The 19,647-nt window shown below is 63.7% G+C and carries 17 protein-coding genes, 1 tRNA gene and 2 rRNA genes (1 of these 20 cut by a window edge); 7 read left to right on the top strand and 13 right to left on the bottom strand.

Annotation, left to right across the window (positions count from 1 at the left end; all coding sequences use genetic code 11):
* From M0209_RS01170 to M0209_RS01180, 3 genes are all read left to right on the top strand, one after another.
* Positions 1-662, top strand: a 23S ribosomal RNA gene (locus M0209_RS01170) (it extends 2,144 nt beyond the left edge of the window).
* 153 nt (positions 663-815) lie between these two features.
* Positions 816-930: ribosomal RNA gene (gene rrf / locus M0209_RS01175) — 5S ribosomal RNA — on the top strand.
* Between the two features lie 88 nt (positions 931-1,018).
* Positions 1,019-1,095, top strand: a tRNA-Met gene (locus M0209_RS01180).
* Positions 1,096-1,212: 117 nt separating this feature from the next.
* Here M0209_RS01180 and M0209_RS01185 read toward each other — a convergent pair.
* Positions 1,213-1,650, bottom strand: coding sequence for a hypothetical protein (locus tag M0209_RS01185; RefSeq protein WP_258886344.1), 438 nt, complete (start codon positions 1,648-1,650; stop codon positions 1,213-1,215).
* Between the two features lie 27 nt (positions 1,651-1,677).
* On the bottom strand, positions 1,678-2,106 hold the full coding sequence (locus M0209_RS01190; protein WP_258886345.1) for a hypothetical protein: 429 nt from the start codon (positions 2,104-2,106) through the stop codon (positions 1,678-1,680).
* Positions 2,107-2,247: 141 nt separating this feature from the next.
* Here M0209_RS01190 and M0209_RS01195 point away from each other — a divergent pair, with 141 nt between their 5' ends.
* The 3 genes from M0209_RS01195 to fghA are packed head-to-tail and all read left to right on the top strand — an operon-like array spanning position 2,248 to position 4,589.
* Entirely contained in the window at positions 2,248-3,354 is a 1,107-nt protein-coding gene (locus M0209_RS01195) for an S-(hydroxymethyl)glutathione dehydrogenase/class III alcohol dehydrogenase (RefSeq protein ID WP_258886346.1), read from the top strand.
* A gap of 21 nt (positions 3,355-3,375) precedes the next feature.
* The gene (locus tag M0209_RS01200; RefSeq protein WP_258886347.1) at positions 3,376-3,756 is read left to right on the top strand and encodes a VOC family protein; all 381 of its coding nucleotides are present in this window, start codon (positions 3,376-3,378) and stop codon (positions 3,754-3,756) included.
* A complete protein-coding gene (fghA, locus tag M0209_RS01205) occupies positions 3,753-4,589 on the top strand; it encodes an S-formylglutathione hydrolase (RefSeq protein ID WP_408988166.1) in 837 nt (278 codons plus the stop codon). Before M0209_RS01200 ends, fghA begins: the two co-directional genes overlap by 4 nt.
* On the opposite strand, the gene M0209_RS01210 is transcribed toward fghA, so the two are convergent.
* From M0209_RS01210 to M0209_RS01260, 11 genes are all read right to left on the bottom strand, one after another.
* Positions 4,590-7,721, bottom strand: a complete 3,132-nt coding sequence (locus M0209_RS01210) for an efflux RND transporter permease subunit (RefSeq protein WP_258886348.1) — start codon at positions 7,719-7,721, stop codon at positions 4,590-4,592.
* Positions 7,722-7,786: 65 nt separating this feature from the next.
* Positions 7,787-9,853: an acetyl/propionyl/methylcrotonyl-CoA carboxylase subunit alpha gene (locus M0209_RS01215; protein ID WP_258886349.1), complete on the bottom strand. Its 2,067-nt coding sequence runs from the start codon at positions 9,851-9,853 to the stop codon at positions 7,787-7,789.
* On the bottom strand, positions 9,854-10,126 hold the full coding sequence (locus M0209_RS01220; protein WP_258886350.1) for a hypothetical protein: 273 nt from the start codon (positions 10,124-10,126) through the stop codon (positions 9,854-9,856).
* Positions 10,127-10,236: 110 nt separating this feature from the next.
* Positions 10,237-12,525 carry a methylmalonyl-CoA mutase gene (gene scpA, locus M0209_RS01225; protein ID WP_258886351.1) on the bottom strand — a complete coding sequence of 763 codons (2,289 nt, stop codon included), beginning with the start codon at positions 12,523-12,525 and terminating at the stop codon, positions 10,237-10,239.
* Positions 12,522-13,304: an enoyl-CoA hydratase-related protein gene (locus M0209_RS01230; protein ID WP_258886352.1), complete on the bottom strand. Its 783-nt coding sequence runs from the start codon at positions 13,302-13,304 to the stop codon at positions 12,522-12,524. The genes scpA and M0209_RS01230 overlap by 4 nt, the downstream gene beginning before the upstream one ends.
* A 48-nt stretch (positions 13,305-13,352) precedes the next feature.
* Complete coding sequence (gene mce / locus M0209_RS01235; protein ID WP_258886353.1) at positions 13,353-13,772, bottom strand: methylmalonyl-CoA epimerase; 420 nt, start codon at positions 13,770-13,772, stop codon at positions 13,353-13,355.
* Positions 13,769-14,002 carry a hypothetical protein gene (locus M0209_RS01240; RefSeq protein WP_258886354.1) on the bottom strand — a complete coding sequence of 78 codons (234 nt, stop codon included), beginning with the start codon at positions 14,000-14,002 and terminating at the stop codon, positions 13,769-13,771. The genes mce and M0209_RS01240 overlap by 4 nt, the downstream gene beginning before the upstream one ends.
* Positions 14,002-14,283 (bottom strand): plasmid mobilization protein, encoded by a 282-nt coding sequence (locus M0209_RS01245; protein WP_258886355.1) that lies wholly within the window; start codon positions 14,281-14,283, stop codon positions 14,002-14,004. The genes M0209_RS01240 and M0209_RS01245 overlap by 1 nt, the downstream gene beginning before the upstream one ends.
* A 405-nt stretch (positions 14,284-14,688) precedes the next feature.
* Complete coding sequence (locus tag M0209_RS01250) at positions 14,689-16,215, bottom strand: acyl-CoA carboxylase subunit beta (protein ID WP_258886356.1); 1,527 nt, start codon at positions 16,213-16,215, stop codon at positions 14,689-14,691.
* Positions 16,216-16,326: 111 nt separating this feature from the next.
* Positions 16,327-16,626, bottom strand: a complete 300-nt coding sequence (locus tag M0209_RS01255) for a hypothetical protein (protein WP_258886357.1) — start codon at positions 16,624-16,626, stop codon at positions 16,327-16,329.
* 17 nt (positions 16,627-16,643) lie between these two features.
* On the bottom strand, positions 16,644-17,981 hold the full coding sequence (locus M0209_RS01260) for a S8 family serine peptidase (protein ID WP_258886358.1): 1,338 nt from the start codon (positions 17,979-17,981) through the stop codon (positions 16,644-16,646).
* Between the two features lie 192 nt (positions 17,982-18,173).
* On the opposite strand from M0209_RS01260, the gene M0209_RS01265 reads away from it, so the two are divergent.
* A complete protein-coding gene (locus M0209_RS01265; protein ID WP_258886359.1) occupies positions 18,174-19,646 on the top strand; it encodes a sodium:solute symporter family transporter in 1,473 nt (490 codons plus the stop codon).
* Position 19,647 lies beyond the last annotated feature (1 nt).

The raw sequence follows: 19,647 nt of genomic DNA on the forward strand, positions 1-19,647 counted from the left end.
GGGACCCTCTGTGGCGGGTAGTTTGACTGGGGCGGTCGCCTCCTAAAGAGTAACGGAGGCGCGCGATGGTGGGCTCAGGTCGGTTGGAAACCGACTGTTAGAGTGCAATGGCATAAGCCCGCCTGACTGCGAGACTGACAAGTCGAGCAGAGACGAAAGTCGGTCATAGTGATCCGGTGGTCCCTCGTGGAAGGGCCATCGCTCAACGGATAAAAGGTACGCCGGGGATAACAGGCTGATAACCCCCAAGAGCTCATATCGACGGGGTTGTTTGGCACCTCGATGTCGGCTCATCACATCCTGGGGCTGGAGCAGGTCCCAAGGGTTTGGCTGTTCGCCAATTAAAGTGGTACGTGAGCTGGGTTCAGAACGTCGCGAGACAGTTTGGTCCCTATCTGCCGTGGGCGTCGAAATTTGAGAGGAGTTGACCCTAGTACGAGAGGACCGGGTTGAACATACCTCTGGTGGACCTGTCATGACGCCAGTCGTGCAGCAGGGTAGCTATGTATGGACGGGATAACCGCTGAAAGCATCTAAGCGGGAAGCCTCCCTCGAGATAAGATTTCATCGAGCCGTGGAAGACCACCACGTTGATAGGCCAGGTGTGGAAGCGCGGTAACGCGTGGAGCTAACTGGTCCTAATTGCTCTGTTCATGCTTGAGAGTCCCACCATCAACGACAGCTCTGGCCGCAAGGTTAGGTTGGCGATTGATGAGGATAATCAATCAGACGCCTTATAATTGGTCTTTGACTACAAAAGTGCACGTCGTCGATTTTAGGAACACCCAGAATGCATATTCGCGCCTGCTTCATAGCTTGGTGGCCATAGCGTCTGTGACCCACCCGATCCCATCTCGAACTCGGCCGTGAAACCAGTCAGCGCCGATGGTACTGCCGCTTAAGCGTCGGAAGAGTAGGACGTCGCCAGGCTTTGTAGCAGGCGCGCATGTGCATGAGGGTGTTTATATCGAACCCATTCCAATGTTGAAGAATAGTGCGCTCTCTGCGCGTCAGGTGACGCGGGATGGAGCAGCCCGGTAGCTCGTCAGGCTCATAACCTGAAGGTCGCAGGTTCAAATCCTGCTCCCGCAACCAGACAGCGCGCTCTTCGATACGACCTACAAAAAGGCCCCGGATTCCGGGGCCTTTTTGCGTTGTCCGGTCGAAAAATAGTGGGCCGGGGATCGTATCCCGGCCCGCCATTAGCATTCTTTAGTTCATCACCGCATGCGCGTCCGCACCCGAGGGTTCGAACGATGCCGCCGCAACGGGAGCGGAAGGCTCGTTCCGCTTGCCCGTCCGCGCCTTGACCGCCTCGATGGCGGTCGATTTGACGGTGTCGAGATTGTCGAGCTGATCGCCGACGGACTTTTCGACCCAGTCGCCGAACTTGCGCGCACGCGGCAGCCATTCGTTGCGCGTGGCAAACAGCGTCGCACCGATCGCCACTGCTACGCCGGTGATCGACGCGCCGACCGTCAACCACTGCGGTACATTCTGCAAGGCTTTCGCCGCAGAGGGTTTTCGCGCCGGTGCCGACTTCGGGCGCGCGGCACGACGCGGCGTGGCAGATTTGGCTGCTGCGGGCTTGCGCGCAGTTCGCTTCGGCGTTGCGGCCTTGGCCGCCGTGGTTTCCGTAGTTGTCGCCATGATATCCTCCTATCGTTGTCGATCGTTTCAGGTCGTGGCAGGTTTCACTGTACGCGCCGGGCGATCCGGCTTCGGACCCAGCCGGGCAAGTGCCAGACCGAGCGCCGCGCCGAGGGCGGCCCCGACACCCGCGGTGACCGCCGGATGACGCGCAGCACTGCGCTGCAGCCCTTCGATCAGCTGGAGCGCTTCTTCCTCGGTCGCACGATCCGCAAGCTCGCGCAGCTTGCCGGAAGTCGTCGTCACGACGCCCTTTGCCGAGTCGGGAAGAGGCGAATTATTACCGCCCAGAATCTCGTCGATCGAATCGGCAGCGCCGGTCAGGATCGACGACACACGGTCGATCTGGCCGCCGACGGCACCCAGCGCAAAGCGTGATACGGACGATGCGATGCCGGACTTTTCAGCCTTGGACGCGAATGAACCCGCGCGTGGCTTGGTAACGGTGTCGGTCATTTTACCCTCCTTCAGGTCCGACATAAATCGTTTCAGCGCGAAAGCGTTCCGTGAACGGCGGGCTGCACGACGGCGGCCCCCATCACCGATTGCGTCACACGACCGCCCGGATTAGGCGGGCGAGACGATTGGGAGATACCGATGAAGACCCGCGCTGCCGTAGCCTTCGAAGCCAAACAGCCGCTTGAAATCGTCGAGGTCGATCTCGACGGACCGCGTGCGGGCGAAGTGCTGGTCGAGATCATGGCGACGGGCATCTGCCACACCGACGCCTACACGCTCGACGGGTTGGACAGCGAGGGCATCTTCCCGAGCATCCTCGGCCATGAAGGCGCGGGCGTGGTGCGCGAGGTCGGCCCTGGCGTCACCAGCGTCGCGCCGGGCGATCACGTCATCCCGCTCTACACCCCCGAATGCCGCCAATGTAAATCGTGCCTTTCCGGCAAGACCAACCTGTGCACCGCGATCCGCGCCACTCAGGGCAAGGGGCTGATGCCCGACAGCACGAGCCGTTTCAGCTACAAGGGGCAGCCGATCTTCCATTATATGGGCTGCTCGACGTTCAGTAATTTCACGGTCCTGCCCGAAATCGCCGTCGCCAAAATCCGCACCGATGCGCCGTTCAAGACGAGTTGCTACATCGGCTGCGGCGTGACCACGGGCGTCGGCGCCGTCGTCAACACGGCCAAAGTCGCGCCGGGCGACAATGTTGTCATCTTCGGTCTCGGCGGCATCGGCCTCAACGTGTTGCAGGGCGCGCGGATGGCGGGCGCCAACATGATTATCGGCGTCGACATCAACCCCGACCGCGAGGAATGGGGCCGCAAGTTCGGGATGACCCATTTCGTCAACCCGAAGGATGTGGCCGATATCGTCGCGCACCTCGTCGCGCTGACCGACGGCGGCGCGGACTATAGCTTCGACTGCACTGGCAACACGACGGTCATGCGTCAGGCGCTCGAATGCTGCCACCGCGGCTGGGGCACCAGCATCATCATCGGCGTGGCCGAGGCGGGCAAGGAAATCAGCACGCGGCCGTTCCAGCTCGTCACTGGCCGCAACTGGCGCGGCACCGCGTTCGGCGGGGCGAAGGGCCGGACCGATGTGCCCAAGATCGTCGACTGGTATATGAACGGCAAGATCGAGATCGACCCGATGATCACCCACACGCTGACCCTCGACGAGATCAACAAGGGCTTCGACCTGATGCACGCGGGCGAGAGTATCCGCAGCGTCGTCGTTTACTAAATCACTCAAAGGAGAGCGCGAATGTACAGCCACATGATGGTCGGCAGCAACGACATCGACCGGTCGAAAACCTTCTACGACGCGACATTCGCGGCGATGGGCGGTCGTGCCGGAATGAAGGATGCCAAGGGTCGCCTGATCTACGCGCACAATGGCGCGATGTTCCTTGTGACGCCGCCCATCGATGGCAAACCGGCGACGCACGGCAACGGCTGCACCATCGGCTTTGCGATGACGCCGGAACAGGCCGACGCCTGGCAGGCGGCGGGCGTCGCCAGCGGCGGCACTGCCATCGAGGATCCGCCGGGCGTGCGCGAAGGCGGCGGCATGAAGCTGTATCTCGCCTATTTGCGCGATCCCGACGGCAACAAGCTCTGCGCGCTGCACAATCTGGCAGCGTGACGATCGAGACGATCAGCGAAGTCCGCAGTCACGGCGGCGTGCAGGGCGTATACCGCCACGCCGCCGCCAGCACCGGCACGCCGATGACCTTTTCGGTCTTCGTCCCCGATCACGCCCCCGGCGCGCGGCTCCCGGTCGTCTGGTATCTGTCGGGCCTGACCTGCACCCATGCCAATGTCACGGAGAAGGGCGAGTATCGTGCCGCGTGCGCCGAACTCGGCCTGATCTTCGTCGCGCCGGATACGTCTCCGCGCGGAGAAGGTGTCGCCAACGACGACGCCTATGACATGGGGCAGGGCGCGGGGTTCTACGTCGATGCGACGCAGGAACCGTGGTCGCCGCATTTCATAATGCGGTCCTATATCGAGGAAGAACTCCCCGCACTGATCGCCGCCAATTTCCCCGTCGATATGGCCCGCCAAGGCATCACCGGCCATTCGATGGGCGGCCACGGCGCACTGACCGTTGCGCTCCGCAATCCCGGGCGCTTCCAGAGCGTGAGCGCCTTCGCCCCCATTGTCGCGCCTGCCCAAGTGCCGTGGGGCCAAAAGGCGCTGGGCGGTTATCTCGGCGAAGACCGCGCCGCGTGGCGAAACTACGATGCGGTGTCATTGATCGAGGACGGCGCCCGCCTCCCCGACCTGCTCGTCGATCAGGGTGCCGCCGACAATTTCCTGACCGACCAACTCCGCCCCGAGCTACTGGAGGCCGCCTGCGCGGCAGCAGCCATCCCGCTGACCCTGCGGATGCAGCCGGGTTACGACCACAGCTATTATTTCATCTCGACCTTCATGGCCGATCATTTGAGGTGGCATGGGGGGCGGTTGGGGTAGTTACTCCGCCGGTTGCACCGAGCCCGCACCGCCCGCTTTGCCGTCCGCGCCGCCATTGGTCAGCGTGCGGCTCAGCCACGGCGCGATCCGTGCCTCGACGCCTACGGCCAGGCTGAACAGGGCGGGGACGATCACCAGCGTCAGGATTGTCGACAGGATCAGCCCGCCGATCACGACGATGCCCATCGGTGCGCGCCAGCTGCCGTCGCCGCTGAAGCTGAGCGCGATGGGCAACATGCCTGCGACCATGGCGACCGTCGTCATGACGATGGGCTGTGCGCGCTTGTGCCCGGCATCGACAATGGCGTCATAGGTCGGCACGCCCTTGCCGATCTCCTCCAGTGCGAAATCGACGAGCAGGATCGAGTTCTTGGCGACGATGCCGAGCAGCATCAGCAGGCCGATCAGCACCGGCATCGATATGGGGTTGCTCGTCAGGTGGAGCGCCAGCGCACCGCCGAGCGGGGCGAGCAGCAGCGACCCCATGTTCACGAACGGTGGCAGCACCCGTTTGTAGAGCAGCACCAGCACCGCGAACACCAGCAGCACGCCCGACGCGACCGCGACGATGAAGTTGTTCAGGATTTCCTTGAGGAACTTGTCGTCGCCGAACGACACGCGCTGCACCCCCGATGGCAGGTTCTTCATTGTGGGTAGCGCGTCGATCTCCTTGGCGGCGGTCACCACGCCGGGGGCGAAGTCGGCCCCGATTGCGACGCGGCGGTTCTGGTTGAACCGGCGCAGCACCGAAGGTCCCTCGCCGAATGCGATGTCGGCGACGAGCTTCAACGGCACGCTGCCGCCGCTCAGCGTGGGCACGGGCAGGTTCTCGATGGTCGAGATGCGCGTCCGGTCTGCGGCATCGATCATCACGCGGATCGGGATCTGGCGGTCGGACAGCGAGAATTTGGCCGCATTCTGGTCGATGTCGCCCTGTGTGGCGATGCGGATCGTCTGGCTGAGCGCGGCGGCGGTGACCCCCATTTCGGCGGCAATCGCGGCGCGCGGTTTGATGGTAATTTCGGGGCGCTGCATATCGCCCTCGATCCGCGGCGCGCGCAGCTGCTTCAGCTCGCGCATCTCGTCGACCAGTTTTTGCGCGGTGGCGGTGACGACGGCAGGATCGGAACCCGCGAGCATGACGGTGACGTCGCGGCCGAGACCGCCGTTCTGGCTCTGGAACGTCACGCGGGCATCGGGGATGGCCCGCAGTTTCGGCGCGAACTCGCGTTCGAACTCGATGCTGGTCTTTTTGCGCTCCTTCTTGAGGGTGATGTAGACATTGGCGTCGCCGACATTGATGTCGCCGAACGCGGCCTCCACTTCCGGCGCAGCGTCGAGCAGGCGGGTAACATGGTCGGTCACCGCTTCGGTTTGTGCAACCGTGGCACCGGGCGGCAGCTGGATACGGACCGAGCTGTAATCATTGTTGAGCGGCGGGTTTCCGGTGAACTGCAATGTGCCGAACGCGAGAATGGTCAGTCCGAACGCCAGTGCGCCGAGGCCCATCACCCAGATGCGATGGTCGGCGAAGCGTCCCCGCCAGCGACGCCCGGCTGCGCGCAATTCCTTGGCGCGCCGCGTGTCGAGCGACCAGTGCAACAGGCCCATATAGCGGTCCATCAGCGGCCCTTCGCCGTGCGAGGCGGTCCCGTGAGACTTCAGGAAATAGGCCGCGACCATCGGCGTGATGAGACGCGCGACGGCAAGGCTGATGAGGACGGCCGCGACGATGGTCATGCCGAACTGTTTGAAGAATTGCCCTGACATGCCGGGCATCAATCCGACCGGCAGGAACACCGCGACAATCGCCATCGTGGTCGCCAGCACCGCGAGCCCGATTTCGTCGGCGGCATCGATCGACGCCTGATAGGCGGTCTTGCCCATCCGCATGTGACGGACGATGTTTTCGATCTCGACGATGGCATCGTCGACCAGCACACCGGCTACAAGGCTGAGCGCGATCAGGCTGACCCCGTTCAGGGTGAAGCCCATCAGGTCCATGAACCAGAACGCCGGGACCGCAGACAGCGGGATCGCGATGGCGGAGATGAGCGTCGCGCGCCAGTCGCGCAGGAAGACGAAGACGACGAGGACGGCAAGGATCGCCCCTTCCCACATCGCGTCGATGGCCGAGTGATACTGGCTGCGCGTATAGTCGACGGTCGTGAACAACTGGCGGAATTTGACCTTCGGGTTCTCCTTTTCCATCGCGCGGAGCAGTTTCACGCCCTCGTCATAGACGGTCACATCGGACGCGCCCTTCGACTTGGCCATGGCAAAGCTCAGCACCTGCTTGCCGTTCATTTTCGAGATGTTGCGCTGTTCGGCATAGCTGTCGCGCACGGTCGCGATGTCGGTCAGTTTGACCGACCGCCCGCCGACCGAGATCAGTTTCTCCCCAAGCGCAAAGGCGCTGGCGGCGTTGCCGAGCACGCGGACGGACTGTTCGGACCCTGCAATCTCGGCGCGGCCCCCGGCCGCGTTCAGGTTGGTCGCGCGGAGCTGTGCATTGACCTGCGACGCGGTGACGCCCTGCGCCTGCATCCGCGCGGGGTCGAGCACAACGCGGATTTCGCGTTTCACCCCGCCCGAACGCTGGATATTGGCCATGCCCGACACCGTGACCAGCCGTTTGGCGACGGTGTTGTCGACGAACCAGCTGAGCTGTTCCAGCGTCATGTCGGTCGCCTCGGCAGAGAAATAGGCAATCGGGCCGCCGTCGATATCCAGCCGGTTGACCTGCGGCTCGAGGATGCCGTCGGGCAGGTCGCTGCGGATATTGGCAATCGCGTCACGGACATCGTTGACCGCGCGGTCGACCGGCGTGCCGATGGCGAACTGGACCGTCGTGTTCGACGTCCCTTCCTGGATGTAGGACGAGATATCCTCGACGCCGTTGATGCCGCGAAGCGCAGCCTCGACCTTTTGCGTGACCTGCGTCTCGAGCTCGGTCGGTGCGGCTCCCGGCTGCGTGACCTGAACCTGCGCGGCAGGGAAACTGACGTCGGGATTATTGTTCACCTTCATCTGCATGAAGGCCATGATTCCGGCGAGCGTCAGCGCGATGAACAGCACGATGGGCGCCACCGGATTGCGGATCGCCCATGCGGAAATATTGCGGAAACTCATCGCGGCACCCTCTCTCGTGTCGCTGTATTACTGCGGCAATACACAAAGAGGAAGCGGAAAAGCGATCAGTCGAGTTCGAGGATGACCTGATCGACGCTCAGGCTGTCGCCCTGGGCGGCGCTGATGCTCTTGACCGTGCCGGTTTTGCCGGCGCGCAGGATGTTTTCCATCTTCATCGCCTCGATCACTGCCAGCGGTTGTCCGGCCTCGACCTTGTCGCCGGCGCCGACGTGGAGCGCGGTGAGCAGGCCGGGCATGGGCGACAGCAGGAAGCGCGAAAGGTCGGGCGGGATTTTCTCGATCATGTGTGCGCTGAGCGGCGCGACATGGGCGGGGAGGACGCGGGCGATGTGCGAAGCGCCGCGCGTGGTGAGCTTGAACCCGGCGCGGGTACGCAAGATGCGGACCGCGAGCGGCGCGTCATCGAGCACGGCCTCCACGATCCGGTCGCCGGGCGTATATTCGAGTTCGATGTCGAGGTCTTCGCCATCGACGACGATGCCGTCCGTGCTGATCGAGACATCGTGGTTCGCGCCGCCGACATGGACCTGCCAGTCAGCGGGCGGTTGCAGCCGTTTGCCGAGCTGTCCGTCCACTCGTCGCGCGCGGTCGGCCTCGGCGGTCGCGGCAAAGGCGGCGATGGCGGCAAGTGCGCGGAGCAGTTCGGGGGAGGCGGGCGCGCCGTGGAACCCTTCCGGATACTCCTCGGCGATGAAGCCCGTTGTGATCTCACCGCTGCGGAAACGCGGGTGCTGCATGATCGCGCTGACGAAATCGATATTGTGGCCGACGCCCTCGATCTCGAAACTGTCGAGTGCCGCGATCTGCTTGTCGATCGCCTCCAGACGCGTGGGTGCCCAGGTGATCAGCTTGGCGATCATCGGGTCGTAGAAGCGGCTGACCTCGCCGCCTTCGGTGACACCGTCGTCCACGCGGACGAGCGAAGTGCCGGGGACTGTCCCCACTTGGGGACTGTCCCCCGTGTCGGGCAGGGGACAGTCCCCAAGCGGGGACAGTCCCCGATCCAAGCCGGTCGCAGGCGGATTGTACCGAACCAACCTTCCGGTCGAGGGCAGAAACCCGCGATACGGATCCTCGGCATAGACACGGTTTTCGACCGCCCAGCCGTCGAGCTTCACATCCGCCTGCGTCATGCCGAGCGGCTCGCCCGCCGCGACGCGGATCATCTGTTCGACCAGATCGATGCCCGTGATGCATTCGGTGACGGGGTGTTCGACCTGAAGCCGGGTGTTCATTTCGAGGAAGTAGAAGCTCTCCCCCGTCGGGTCCGCGCCCGACACGATCAGCTCGACCGTGCCCGCGCTATAATAACCGACCGCACGGGCCAGTGCGACGCATTGCTCGCCCATCGCCTGCCGCATCTTAGGCGTGACGAAGGGCGAGGGCGCTTCCTCGACCACCTTCTGGTGGCGGCGCTGGATGCTGCACTCGCGCTCGTTGAGGTAGAGGATGTTGCCGTGCTGGTCGCCGAGGATCTGGATTTCGATGTGGCGGGGATTGAGGATGAATTTCTCGATGAACACGCGGTCGTCGCCGAAGCTGGCCAGCCCTTCGCGCTTGGTCGCCTCGAACCCCTCGCGGACGTCGGCCTCGCTATACGCGAGCCGCATCCCCTTGCCGCCGCCGCCGGCCGACGCCTTCATCATTACCGGATAGCCGATGCCGTTGGCGATCTCGACGGCGTGTTCGGTGCTGTCGATCTCGCCGACGAAGCCGGGGACGACATTGACGCCTGCTTTCAGCGCCAGCTTCTTCGACTCGATCTTGTCGCCCATCGCGGCAATGGCGCCGATCGGCGGCCCGATGAAGGCGATATCGTTATCGGCGAGCGCCTGGGCGAACGAGGTGCGTTCCGACAGGAAGCCGTAGCCCGGATGCACCGCCTGCGCGCCGGTTGCCTTGCACGCGGCGATGATCTTGTCGGCGACCAGATAACTCTCGGCGGCGGGCGACGGCCCGATGTGCACAGCCTCGTCGGCCATCAGGACATGCGGACTGCGCGCGTCCGCGTCGGAGTAAACCGCGACCGTCGCGATGCCCATTTTCTTGGCCGTGCGAATGACCCGGCAGGCGATCTCGCCCCGGTTGGCGATCAGGATTTTGGTGAACATTCAGCCCTCATAACGCGCGATGAAGTAGGTGCCATCGTCCATCAACGAGAGGAAAAAAGTTCCTTCGCGTACACCTTTCAAGTTCTTCCAGTCCGGGTACCAGCCCCAATTCGAGCAAGAGAGACCGCCGAGTTGCTGATTAACGCGCAGCGATCCTTGAACCGAACCTTTTTTCACCTTCTTCGGCTCGATTGTTCCGAGCAGTGTACGATTTTCGTCATCGCTCGTGCCAGTGATCAACCATTCATACCGAAGTTTTCCCGTCACGATCATATCGCTACGCGCCTTAAAATGGCTTCGTGGAAGACTGCGATATGGTCCGCACGCAATTGAAGGTGTTGATAGTGAGAGTGAAAGAGCCAGACAAAGAGCAAATCTGATGTTCATTCCGCCGCCTCGCTCAGTCCCTCGGGCGGCATGTTATGCCCAAGCAGCCGCAGCACGTCCGCCGCGCATTCGACGATATTGCTACCGGGGCCGTAGATGCCGACCACGCCCGCGTCGCGGAGGAACTGGTAATCCTGCGGCGGGATGACGCCGCCGGCGAACACCTTGATGTCGCTGCGGCCGGCTTCGCGGAGCAGGCGGATGAGCTCAGGGATCAGCGTCTTGTGTCCTGCCGCCAGACTCGACGCGCCGATGGCGTCGACATTGCGTTCGAGCGCGAGCGCCAGCGTTTCCTCGGGCGTCTGGAACAAGGGGCCGCTGATCGTATCGAACCCCATGTCGGCAAAGGCGCTGGCGACGACGTTCGCGCCGCGGTCATGCCCGTCCTGACCCATTTTGGCGATCAGTACGCGGGGCTTGTGGCCCAGACGACGGCCGGTGGCCTCGACCCCTTCTGTGACGCGCGCCCAGGCGGCGTCGAACTCATGCGCGCTGCCGTAAATGCCGCGCACCGGCTCGGGGGTGGTGGCGTAGCGACCGAACACAAGTTCCATCGCGTCGGAGATCTCGCCCAGCGTGGCGCGCGCGCGGGCGGCAGTGACGGCAAGGGCGAGGAGGTTGTTCTTAAATCCTCCTCGAGCTTGCTCGGGGAGGGGGACCGCCGAAGGCGGTGGAGGGGCGAGCGCACTCGTCGCAGGGTTGGTGCCAGTGGGGACAGGGTCCGCCCCTCCACCACCCTTCGGGCGGTCCTCCTCCCCTAAGTCTGCGCTTAGGGGAGGATTGTAGCGAGCCCCCTCGGTCAGCGCCGCCAATGCCGCCTGACATGCCGCCTCGTCCCGCGCCGCCTTCGTCCTCTTTAGCCGCGCAACCTGCCCCTCGCGAACCTTCACATTGTCCACGTCGAGGAAATCGATCGGCTCGGCATTCTCCGGCCGGTATTTGTTGACCCCGACGATGACGTCCTCGCCCTTGTCGACGCGGGCCTGCCGTGCGGCGGCGGCTTCCTCGATCAGCCGCTTGGGCATGCCGCTAGCGACTGCCTTGGTCATGCCGCCGAGTTCGTCGACTTCGCCGATAATCTTCCACGCCTGATCGACCAGTTCGCTGGTCAGCGCCTCGACATAATACGACCCACCGAGCGGATCGACGACTTTGGTGATCCCGCTTTCCTCGGCCAGCACGATCTGCGTGTTGCGCGCAATGCGGGCGCTGAATTCGGTGGGGAGCGCAATCGCCTCATCAAGCGCGTTGGTGTGCAGCGATTGCGTGCCGCCGAGCACTGCTGCCATCGCCTCGACGGTCGTGCGGATGACGTTGTTGTAGGGGTCGCTCTCCTGCAGCGAGACCCCCGACGTCTGGCAATGCGTGCGGAGCATCTTGCTGCGCTCGTCCTTCGCCCCGAGTCCGTCCATCACGCGGTGCCACAGGGTGCGCGCGGCGCGGAGTTTGGCGACCTCCATGAAAAAGTTCATGCCGATGCCGAAGAAGAAGCTGAGCCGCCCCGCGAACGCGTCGATGTCGAGGCCGCTTTCGATGGCTCGCACGACATATTCCTTGCCGTCGGCAATCGTGAAGGCGAGCTCCTGCACCGCCGTCGCCCCGGCCTCGTGCATGTGATAGCCGCTGATCGAAATGCTGTTGAATTTCGGCATGTTGGCCGATGTGTAGGCGATGATGTCCGACACGATCCGCATCGATGGCTCGGGCGGGTAGATGTACGTGTTGCGGACCATGAACTCCTTCAGGATGTCGTTCTGGATGGTCCCGTCGAGCCGGGCGAGCGGCACGCCCTGTTCCTCGCCCGCGACGATAAAAAACGCGAGGATCGGGATCACCGCGCCGTTCATCGTCATGCTGACCGACATCTTGTCGAGCGGAATGCCGTCGAACAGGATCTTCATGTCCTCGACGCTGTCGATGGCCACGCCCGCCTTGCCGACATCGCCAACGACGCGCGGGTGGTCGCTGTCGTAGCCGCGGTGCGTCGCGAGATCGAAGGCGACGCTCAACCCCTTCTGCCCGGCGGCGAGGTTGCGGCGGTAGAACGCGTTCGACTCTTCGGCGGTAGAGAACCCCGCATATTGCCGGATCGTCCAAGGGCGGCCCGCGTACATCGACGCGCGAACGCCGCGCGTGAACGGCGCAAATCCGGGCAGGCCGGGATCGGCGCTATCCTCCGCCGTATAGAGCGGTTTGATCGTGAAGCCCTCGGGCGTTGCCCAGTCGAGCGATTTGCCCTTCACCTCCTTGGCGGCGAGGGCTTCCCAATCGTGACGGTCGGTCATGCGCCCCGGAATACAGCTTTCCGCTTCATAAGAAAGGACGCCGCGCCCTCTATCGCGTCGGCGCTGTTGCCCGCCTGACGCTGGTTCTCCGCCTCGCGCTGGAGTGCCGCCGCATAGTCGCCGTCGAGCGCCTCGGCGAGACCCTGCCGCATCAAGCCGATGGCCATCGTCGGCCCCGCCGCCAGCCGCGCCGCGAGCGTGCGCGCCTCGCCCAGCACCGCATCGTCGGCGACCGATTTGTGAACCAGCCCCCATTCGGCGGCTTTCGGTCCGTGGATGCGTTCGCCGAGCAGCATCATTTCGGTCGCGCGCGCCTTGCCGATCAGGCGCGCCAGCATCCAGCTCGCGCCGCCATCGGGAACCAGCCCGATATTGACGAAGGCTTGCAGGAAATAGGCGCTCTCGCCAGCGATGCAGAAATCCGCCGCAAGCGCGAGACTGCACCCGATGCCTGCTGCCGGGCCGTTGACCGCCGTGACGATGGGGACGGGCAAGCGCGAGAGTTTCAGCATCGTCGGGTTAAAGCTGCCGGTCAGCGCCGCATAGGCACCTTCGCCGCCGGTCAACGGACGTTCCCCACGCGCCGCCAGATCGGCCCCCGAACAGAAACCGCGCCCCTCGCCGTGGATCAGCACCGCGCGCGCGCCGTCGAGATGGTCGACCGCATGCCCGATCTCTTCGAACATTTCGGGCGTCGCGGCATTCAGCCGGTCGGGACGGTTGAGCGTGATGGTCAGGACATCGCCGTCACGGGCGGTCAGGATCGTTTCGTAGGTCAAGCGGGCCTCCCTGTTGCCCGCAACCCTGCGCTTTACGTTAACGTAAGTCTAGTGGCCTTTCGGCGTTTCCATGATCTCTGTCAGCATCCCGCCCATGTCCTTGGGATGCACGAAAAAGATGAGCGTCCCGTGCGCGCCGATGCGCGGCTCGCCGAGCACTTTCTTGCCCATTGCGATGAATTCGTCGCGCGCGGTATGGATGTCGGGCACTTCGAAGCAAAGGTGATGCTGCCCGCCCGCAGGGTTCTTCGCGAGGAAGCCGTGGATCGGCGAGTCCGCGCCGAGCGGTTCGATCAACTCGATCTGCGGGCCGGATGGCGTGTCGACGAAGCACACCTTCACGCCCTGCGCGGGCAGATCGAACGGTGCGTGGATTTTCGTCGCACCCATGACGTCACGCCAGAAGGCGATGGCGTCTGAGATGGAGGGCGTTGCAACACCGATATGGTTGAGGCGGCCGAGGTTCATTGTTCCAGCCGCCGTTGTGCGGCCTGCGCCTCGTAGATTTCGAACTTGGTTTCCATGCGAACGATGCGTTCGTTCATAGCTGCCATTTTGTCGCTCATTGTTGAGATTACGTCGCGTAGTCCGGCAATGTCCCGATCCTGACGCTCAATCGCTCGCTCCAACCGTTCGATATTGGACTGCATCAAGACGACGTTCTTCAGCGCCCCCGCCGCGTCGCTGATGAACCCCATCAGCGAACGCCCATTTTGCGAAGAAACTCGTCGTTCTTGCGATTCGATTCTTCCAATCGCACGATCATGCGCTCCAGCGATGCCTGCATCTTTGGAATGGCAGCATTGGCTTCAGCAACGAGCGCTGCAAGTTCCGCCTCATCCTCTGGCGAAAGATCGTCGTCATCCATCGCTTTTTGTCTGACATATTCCCCTAGCGACAGCCCGCGGTTGGTTGCGCGCGCGGTAATCGCACGCTTAACGTCCGGGGAAGCGAGGAAAGTCACACGTTCGGTCTGCATCGCGGCACTCCTTATAATGTGATTATAATGCGTAGTGTGGAGCGCTGCAACCGTTGCGCCAGCGCGCGATGCTAGCGCGGGTCGGGTTTTGGCGGTCCGCCAAACTTTAGATGGACTGCGGTAAGGTCGGGACCGAGCATTTCGCCAGTAGCGGTCCAGACAACATACCCTACCCAATCTGCTCGACCAGAACCATCCGGCATCCGCTTGCAGGCCACCGCGTATTCCCCTTTGTGCAGTCTGTTAGCCTTCTGCCAAAACTCTCCGCAGCCCTTCGCGCCTTTTTGTCCAAGCACGGCCGCAACGTCTCCGCTCGGTTCAGTCCATGGTCCAGAATACTGCTCTTGCCATGTCGCTTCTCGCCCGCACGACGCGAGCGGAAGGAGCGCTGACGCCAAAGCAAGGCTAAAGCGGAATATTATCATGCTTCTTCCAAGGATTCTCCAGCGTCTTGTTCCGCAATTTCCGTAGCCCCAGCGCCACCCGACGCCGGGTCGAGTGCGGCATGATGACCTCGTCGATGAAGCCCTTGCTCGCCGCGACGAAGGGGTTGGCGAAGCGCGCTTCGTATTCCGCCGTCCGCTCGGCGATCTCTTCGGGCGTCTTGCCACGAAAGATGATCTCGACCGCGCCCTTCGCGCCCATCACCGCGATTTCCGCCGTCGGCCAGGCGTAGTTCAAGTCTCCGCGCAGGTGCTTCGACGCCATCACGTCGTACGCGCCGCCATAGGCCTTGCGCGTGATCACAGTGATCTTCGGCACGGTGGCCTCGGCATAGGCGAACAGCAGTTTCGCGCCGTGCTTGATGATGCCGCTATGCTCCTGTGCGACGCCCGGCAGGAAGCCCGGCACATCGACGAAGGTCACGATCGGAATGTCGAACGCATCGCAGAACCGCACGAACCGCGCGGCCTTTTTCGACGAATTGATGTCGAGGCAACCGGCCAGCACCATCGGCTGGTTCGCGACGACGCCCACCGTGCGCCCCTCGATCCGCGCAAAGCCGATTAGGATGTTGCCCGCATGCGCCGGTTGCAGCTCGAAAAAGTCGCCTTCGTCCACCGTCTTCCGGATGACTTCGTGCATGTCGTACGGCTGGTTGGCGCTGTCGGGGATGATCGTGTCGAGACTGGGCTCGATCCGGTCCCAATCGTCCGCCGTGGGCCGCTCGGGCACCGGCGACCGGTTGTTCTCGGGCAAAAAGTCCACGAAGTCGCGGGCCGCGAGCAGCGCCTCGATATCGTTGTCGAAGGCCACATCGGCGACCCCCGACTTCGTGGTATGCGTCACGGCACCCCCGAGTTCCTCCTGCGAGACCACTTCATTCGTGACGGTCTTCACCACATCGGGGCCGGTGACAAACATGTACGAGCTATCCTTCACCATGAAGATGAAGTCGGTCATTGCCGGCGAATAGACCGCACCGCCCGCACATGGCCCCATGATAAGGCTCAATTGCGGCACGACGCCCGACGCCAGCACATTGCGCTGGAAGACTTCGGCATAGCCGCCGAGGCTGGCCACGCCCTCCTGAATGCGCGCGCCGCCGCTGTCGTTGAGGCCAATGACCGGCGCGCCGACCTTCATCGCCATGTCCATCACCTTGCAGATTTTCTGCGCGTGGCGTTCCGAGAGGGAGCCGCCGAACACAGTGAAGTCCTGCGAGAAGACGAACACCAGCCGCCCGTTGATCGTGCCGCTGCCGGTGACGACGCCGTCGCCGGGAATGACGGTCTCCTGCATGCCGAAATCGACGCAGTTGTGCTCGACATACATGTCGAGTTCCTCGAACGACCCTTCGTCGAGCAGGACGTGCAGCCGCTCGCGTGCGGTCAGGCGGCCCTTGGCGTGCTGCGCGTCGATGCGCTTTTGTCCGCCGCCCAGCCGTGCCGCACTCCGGCGCGCTTCGAGTTGATCGATGACGTTCGGCATGGTTGCTCCCTGCGAATTCCGCATTCCGCCTTATCGCGGCGTCCGCAGGTGGCAATGGCCCGCGCCCCGTTTGCCGGTATTGCCTTGCCGGTATCGCAGGGAAGATGCGGATCAGCTGCCGAGCGCGGCGGTCCCGATGGCATCGTCGCCCGTCAGCTTCTCGACCAGACTGGCCGGCGCCTCGATGGCAAACGACTGGAGGTTCTTGAACACGACCAGCCCTTCCGCCGCCGTGTCCGTCTCCTTCGACGCGCGCTCGACGATCTCGCGGACCACCTGGTCGGTGGTCTCCGGCGTCAGCCGGGTCCCGTCGCTGCCGTTGCGCAGCGTAAAGGCTGCATGGACCTTCGCGTCGTCAGGAAGGTTCTTGCGGATCGCCTTGCTGAGTTTCGGATCGATGCGGCTGGGCATGGCTGGTATATATGCCGTCAGGGAAGCAGGTTCAACGCGGCGACCGCGTCGGGCAAGCCGCGGTTTCCCCGGTTCGACGCGATCGACGGCGGGCGCTTCGCCGACTTGAAGATCGCGCGTTCGATGGCGGCGACGGTGGCGTCGGGGCGGTGCTGCCACAACAGCGCTGCCAGCCCTGAAATATGCGGTGTCGCCATCGATGTGCCCGACAGCGACAGCATCCCGCCGCCCGGGATGCTCGACCAGACTTCCGCACCGGGGCCGAGGATGTCGGGCTTCATATAGCCATTGGGCGCGGGGAACCGGATGCTCGACGAATCGATCCAGATCTGGTCGAACTCGTCGAGCGCGCCGACACTGAGCGACTGGCGATAATTGCCCGGCGAACGGCTGGTCAGCGGTCCCTCGTTGCCGACCGCGACCACCGGCAGGATGTCGCGTTCGCGTAGGATGCGGATGATGTCCTGGAACTGCGGGTCGAACCCCCGGAAGCCGAGCGAGATATTGGCGACCTTGATCCCCTGTCCGACGCACCAGTCGAGGCCGCCCAGCAAGCGTGTGGCGGTCTTGCCCCCTTCGATCACCATCGCGCTGGCCAGTGTCGCGCCGGGGGCGACGCCGAAGCTCGACCCGCTATGGGTCCGACCCGCTATGAGGCCGGCGGTATGCGTGCCGTGCCGCCCGCTGTCCCTGGCGGTTGCGCCGACCACCTGTTCGCCCAGCCGGTCGAACTCGGCAAAGGCATCGACCGCACCGTCGAGTGCGGGGTGCGACGCATCGACCCCGGTATCGATATGGCCGACCAGCACACCATCGCCGGTCAGTCCCTGGTCCCACAGCTTGTCGGCCTTGAGCGCCCTGATGCCCCAGGAAATCCCCGTCGGGGGATCGGATGCCAGCGCCGCGCTCATTTGCGGACGGATCAGTTCGGCATCCGAGATTGCGGCAACCGTAGCGACCTTGGTCGAACTCTGCGCCAGCGCTTGCAGCCCCTTCGCATCGACCGTGCCGATCATCACGCCGAGGTTCGGGAAATAGCGCGCGGCGCGGGCGCGCGGGGCAGGGGGCTCGGCTTCCGCCGTATCTCCGCCATCGCCCGGGGCGCTCGCCATCACCGCGCGCGGCATCGATTTTTGCTGCTGGCGCATCTCGCGCGCGATCATCACTTCACGGCTTTGCCCGAAGCGGTTGAAATGGGGCATGCACTCCCTGGCCGCCTCCGCCTGGATGTCGCGGGTACCGCTGAGGTCGAGCTTCGCGCCCTTCGCCCCCTTGCCCAGCCGCCGTTCGGGCTTGAGCACGACGAGCACCTCGGCATAGCCGTCGCGTGCAATCTGGTCGTTGAGTGCCGCCATGGTCCTGCTCTGCCTCCCTGCCCGGCGACGGCTTTGGTCCTCCAGCGAAATCACGAACCGGGCCGCCACTCAATCTAACGATGTAGCAAAAACCGGACAACCGCTTTCATTGCCAACGTAACCCCGGGGCGGGCCATTGCCAGACTGCCCCGACCCGTTACGCTGCGCCGAAAACAGGGGAAGGGCGCAGTGATGGGAATATCGAACGCATCGGGCGGTGCGGTGCAGATCGGGGTCTGCCTGCTCATCACGTTCCTGATCGGCCTTGCGACCTGGGCGACGGTGCGGCGGGCATCGCGCAGCGGGGACGGGTCGTCCAAAGATGTGTTCCTCGCCGGGGGCGGGCTGACCTGGCCGTTCGTCGCGGGCGCGATCACGCTGACCAACCTGTCGACCGACCAGCTGGTGGGGATGAACGGCAACCAGATGCTGCTGCTGGCGTGGTGGGAGCTTGCCGGGTTCGTGGGGCTTCTGATCCTCTCCTTTGTTTTCCTACCGATCTACTACCGGGCGCAGGTGACAACGGTCACCGAACTGCTCGAAAAGCGCTATGGCGGTGGTGGCATCCGCACCTTGGTGTCGGCGCTGTTCCTGTTCGGCATGATCCTGATCTATCTACCCGCCGGGCTCTATTCGGGCGCGCTGTTCCTTAGGACGCTCTTCGGGACGGACGTGCCGATTATCGTGTTCGCGGCGATCCTGGGGGTCGTCGCGGCGGCCTATACGATTACGGGCGGCCTGCGCGCGGTTGCGGTGATGGAAACCTATGCGGGCGTGGGCGTCATGGCCACCGCCGTGCTGATCGTCGTGCTGGCGCTGAGGGCGGTCGGCTGGGATTTGACGAGCGGCGTCCCTGCCGAACGACTGACCATGATCGGCGCGGCAGACTCGCCGATCCCGTTCCACACGCTGTTCACCGGCATGATCTTTATCCAGATCTATTACTGGTCGACCAACCAGCCGATCACGCAAAAAGCGATGGCCGCGCCCAGTTTGCGCGAGGCGCGGAAGGGTGTGCTGGCGGCGGCACTGGTCCGCATCTGCTTCATTCCCGCCATCGTCGCCGTACCGGGCGTCGTCGCCTACAAGCTGTTCGGCGATATCGACGATGCGGCCTATGGACGGCTGGTCGGCGAAGTCCTGCCACCGTGGATGTCGGGTGCGTTTGCGGCCATGATCGCCGCCGCCGTGATCGCGCATACCAGCGCCGTGCTCAACGCGGCTGTCGGGCTGTATGCGGTCGATTTCCACGACAAATACGTCGCCCCGGTGGCGAACCACTGGCGACTGGCGGCAGTCACGTCGGCGGTGCTGACCGCGACCAGCATTGCGCTCGTGCCGGTGTTCGAAAACGCCAAGAGCATCATCAACCTGCTCCAACAGCTCAACGGGCTATCGTCGATGCCCATATTGTCGGCGTTCGCGGTCGGGCTATTGTTCAAGGGCGTCGAGAGCCGCGCGGCAATCGTTGGCGTCATATGGGGCGTGATACTCTACGGTCTCTACACTTTCGTGCTCCAGCCCGAGGGAGTCGTCACGATGCACTATATCGATTTCATGGTCGTGACCTTGTTCAGCTCGATTGCGGCGGCGCTGCTCGTCAATCGGCTGGCCTTCGGCGGACGCGCATCGTTGCGCTGGCGGGAACCGGTGCCTGCCGTCTAAA

The organism is Sphingomonas sp. SUN039, from assembly GCF_024758725.1.
GTDB lineage: Bacteria > Pseudomonadota > Alphaproteobacteria > Sphingomonadales > Sphingomonadaceae > Sphingomonas_O.

Excerpts from the sequence above, each read along its gene's own strand:
- M0209_RS01200 (WP_258886347.1), top strand. The coding sequence starts at position 3,376 with ATGTACAGCCACATGATGGTCGGCAGCAACGACATCGACCGGTCGAAA.
- M0209_RS01250 (WP_258886356.1), bottom strand. The coding sequence starts at position 16,215 with ATGCCGAACGTCATCGATCAACTCGAAGCGCGCCGGAGTGCGGCACGG.
- M0209_RS01210 (WP_258886348.1), bottom strand. The coding sequence starts at position 7,721 with ATGAGTTTCCGCAATATTTCCGCATGGGCGATCCGCAATCCGGTGGCG.
- M0209_RS01265 (WP_258886359.1), top strand. The coding sequence starts at position 18,174 with ATGGGAATATCGAACGCATCGGGCGGTGCGGTGCAGATCGGGGTCTGC.
- M0209_RS01240 (WP_258886354.1), bottom strand. The coding sequence starts at position 14,002 with ATGGGGTTCATCAGCGACGCGGCGGGGGCGCTGAAGAACGTCGTCTTG.
- M0209_RS01245 (WP_258886355.1), bottom strand. The coding sequence starts at position 14,283 with ATGCAGACCGAACGTGTGACTTTCCTCGCTTCCCCGGACGTTAAGCGT.
- M0209_RS01190 (WP_258886345.1), bottom strand. The coding sequence starts at position 2,106 with ATGACCGACACCGTTACCAAGCCACGCGCGGGTTCATTCGCGTCCAAG.
- mce (WP_258886353.1), bottom strand. The coding sequence starts at position 13,772 with ATGAACCTCGGCCGCCTCAACCATATCGGTGTTGCAACGCCCTCCATC.
- M0209_RS01185 (WP_258886344.1), bottom strand. The coding sequence starts at position 1,650 with ATGGCGACAACTACGGAAACCACGGCGGCCAAGGCCGCAACGCCGAAG.
- M0209_RS01215 (WP_258886349.1), bottom strand. The coding sequence starts at position 9,853 with ATGTTCACCAAAATCCTGATCGCCAACCGGGGCGAGATCGCCTGCCGG.
- scpA (WP_258886351.1), bottom strand. The coding sequence starts at position 12,525 with ATGACCGACCGTCACGATTGGGAAGCCCTCGCCGCCAAGGAGGTGAAG.
- M0209_RS01260 (WP_258886358.1), bottom strand. The coding sequence starts at position 17,981 with ATGGCGGCACTCAACGACCAGATTGCACGCGACGGCTATGCCGAGGTG.
- M0209_RS01195 (WP_258886346.1), top strand. The coding sequence starts at position 2,248 with ATGAAGACCCGCGCTGCCGTAGCCTTCGAAGCCAAACAGCCGCTTGAA.
- M0209_RS01255 (WP_258886357.1), bottom strand. The coding sequence starts at position 16,626 with ATGCCCAGCCGCATCGATCCGAAACTCAGCAAGGCGATCCGCAAGAAC.
- M0209_RS01220 (WP_258886350.1), bottom strand. The coding sequence starts at position 10,126 with ATGATCGTGACGGGAAAACTTCGGTATGAATGGTTGATCACTGGCACG.